Raw genomic sequence first — 2,511 nt, 5'->3', positions numbered from 1 at the left:
CAGCAGGGCCGAGTGGTCCAGGCCGCCGTCGCCCTGCGCGCGCAGGGACGCGACCAGCTGGGCGACCACGGCGCCGACCGGCAGCGCGGCACCGACATTGCGGGCGGCGTCGGTGACGATGCCCATGTCCTTGTGGTGCAGGTCGATGCGGAAGCCCGGCTTGAAGTCCCGGTTCAGGAAGTTGTCCTTCTTGCGGGTCAGGACCGTGGAGCCGGCCAGGCCGCCGTTCAGGACGTCCAGGGCGGCCTGGAGGTTCACGCCGGACTTCTCGAGGAAGACGACGGCCTCGGCGCAGGCCTGGATGTTGACGGCGACGATCAGCTGGTTGGCGGCCTTCACCGTCTGGCCGGAGCCGTGCGGGCCGCACAGGACGATGGTCTTGCCGAGGGCCTCGAGGATCGGGAGGGCCGCGTCGAAGTCGGCCTGCTCGCCACCCACCATGATCGACAGTACTGCCTCGATGGCGCCGGCCTCGCCGCCGGACACCGGGGCGTCGATGACGCGGATGCCCTTCTCGGCCGCGTTCTTGGCCAGGTCGACCGACGTCTGCGGGGTGATCGAGGACATGTCGATCAGCAGCGCGCCCTGCCTCGCGTTCTCCAGGATGCCGTCAGGGCCGTACGAGATGGCCTCGACCTGCGGCGATGCCGGCACCATCGTGATGACGACGTCGGCGTCCTTGACGGCCTCGGCGATGGACCCGGCGGCGGTGCCACCAGCCGCGGTCAGGCGGTCCAGCTTGTCCTGCTCCAGGGTGAAGCCGGTGACCTGGTAACCCGCCTTGATCAGGTTCTCGGACATGGGGGAGCCCATGATGCCGAGGCCGATCCACGCGATCTTGGGAAGAGTGGTCATGGTGAGGGTGCCTCTCGAAAACTGGTGGTACGGGAAGAAGTCAGCGGGCCGCGCGGGCCTCGGCCGGGAGCCAGTCGAAGGATTCGGCGCTCGGGCGGTCGCCGGCCTTGTACTCCAGGCCGACCCAGCCGTCGTAACCGGCCTCCTTCAGCTCGTCGAGGAGCTGTTCCAGCGGCAGCGAGCCGGTGCCCGGCGCGCCGCGCCCCGGGTTGTCGGCGATCTGTACGTGGCCGGTCTTGTCCGCGTAGGCCTGGATGACCTGGCTGACGTCCTCACCGTTCATCGACAGGTGGTAGATGTCGAGCAGGAACTTGGCGTTGCCGAGACCGGTCGCCGCGTTGACCTTGTCCACGACCTCGATCGCGGAGGGCGCGCTCACCAGCGGGTAGAGCGGGGACTCCGGCTTGTTCAGGGTCTCGATCAGGAGGATCGCCCCGACCCGGTCGGCCGCGCGGGCCGCCAGGACCAGGTTCTCCAGGGCGAGCTCGTCCTGGACGGCGGGGTCGACGCCCTCGACGCGGTTGCCGTACAGCGCGTTGAGCGCCTTGCAGCCGACCGAGGCGGCGAAGTCCGCCGCGACGTCGATGTTGGCGCGGAAGCGCTCCGACTCCTCACCGGGTACGGAGAGGGCGCCGCGGTCGGGACCGGGCAGCTGTCCGGCGTAGAAGTTCAGGCCCACCAGCTGGGTGCCGGCATCCTCCAGGGCCTTCTTCAGCGCGTCGAGCTCGCTCCGGTCGGGCGTGGGGGTCTCGATCCAGGGCCACCACAGCTCGACCGCCGTGAAGCCCGCCGCGGCGGCGGCCGCGGGACGCTCCAGGAGCGGGAGTTCCGTGAAGAGGATCGACAGGTTCACATCGAAGCGCTGGTCCGTGACTGCGCCTTCTGAGAAGCGGGCCATGAGGGGCGGCGCTCCTTCCGTATTGCGGAAGTTCGTTTCTGCTTAATGGAAGATTGCCTGGGGTGGGGGAGGGCTGTCAAGAGCGGTCCACAAAAGACCTGCGGAAAGACCCGCGGAAAGGCCTGCGGAAAGGCGTGCAAAAGGGCATGCGAAAGGGCGCCTCCCGAGCGTGCGACAGAGACCGTGTCCAGCCTTCTCTCGTCGCGGCCCGGGAGGCGCCATGGCGTCCCGCTGCGGACTGCAGCGCGTCTACAGCGCGTCTACAGCGCTCACCTTCCACCCACCGGAAGTCAGCGTGAGCTCCATCCGCACCCGGTTCAGATCGACGCGCGGTCCCTCGACCTGAGTGCTCCGCGTCACCTGGTTCACGAAGAGGAGCACGACGGCCCTGTCCGGCGAGACCGACACCACCGAGGCCGCGGGTTCACCACCGCCCGGCGGTGTCACCACCGTGGCCGTGACCACCCCCTGGTACTTCTTCGCGGTCGGCGCCACCACCGTGGTGGTCGTCCTGCGGTACTCGTCACGGAAGGATCCGGTGAGATGGCCGCGAGCCGCGGCGAAGTCCCGGTCCAGGTGTCGGTGGTCGTACGACAGGACAACGGGAGCCGCCTTCCGCGCGGCCGCCAGCGCCTGGACCCGCGCCTGGTCCGTCCGCCGGCCGTCCAGGTACCGCGGGCCGAGCACGGCGACGGCGACCAGGCCCGCCAGGGTCAGCACCGCGAGCACGGCGCTGGCCCGCCCGCGCCGCCGCCGGC

Annotated in this window: 2 protein-coding genes and 1 pseudogene; all 3 read right to left on the bottom strand. The window is 69.9% G+C overall.

The features are described from left to right. On the bottom strand, window positions 1–855 hold an 855-nt coding region (locus ACWGI8_RS42990; protein ID WP_453668906.1), incomplete at its 3' end, for a 2-hydroxy-3-oxopropionate reductase. Window positions 856–895: 40 nt separating this feature from the next. Next, window positions 896–1,753 carry a TIM barrel protein gene (locus tag ACWGI8_RS42985; RefSeq protein WP_453668905.1) on the bottom strand — a complete coding sequence of 286 codons (858 nt, stop codon included), beginning with the start codon at window positions 1,751–1,753 and terminating at the stop codon, window positions 896–898. A gap of 249 nt (window positions 1,754–2,002) precedes the next feature. Further along, window positions 2,003–2,511 (bottom strand): annotated as a pseudogene (locus tag ACWGI8_RS42980) (hypothetical protein); the annotation flags it as partial.

This window comes from Streptomyces sp. NPDC054841, assembly GCF_053611045.1.
The sequence above is the reverse complement of the archived record's forward strand: the minus strand, read 5'-3'. Positions and strand labels throughout refer to the sequence as shown.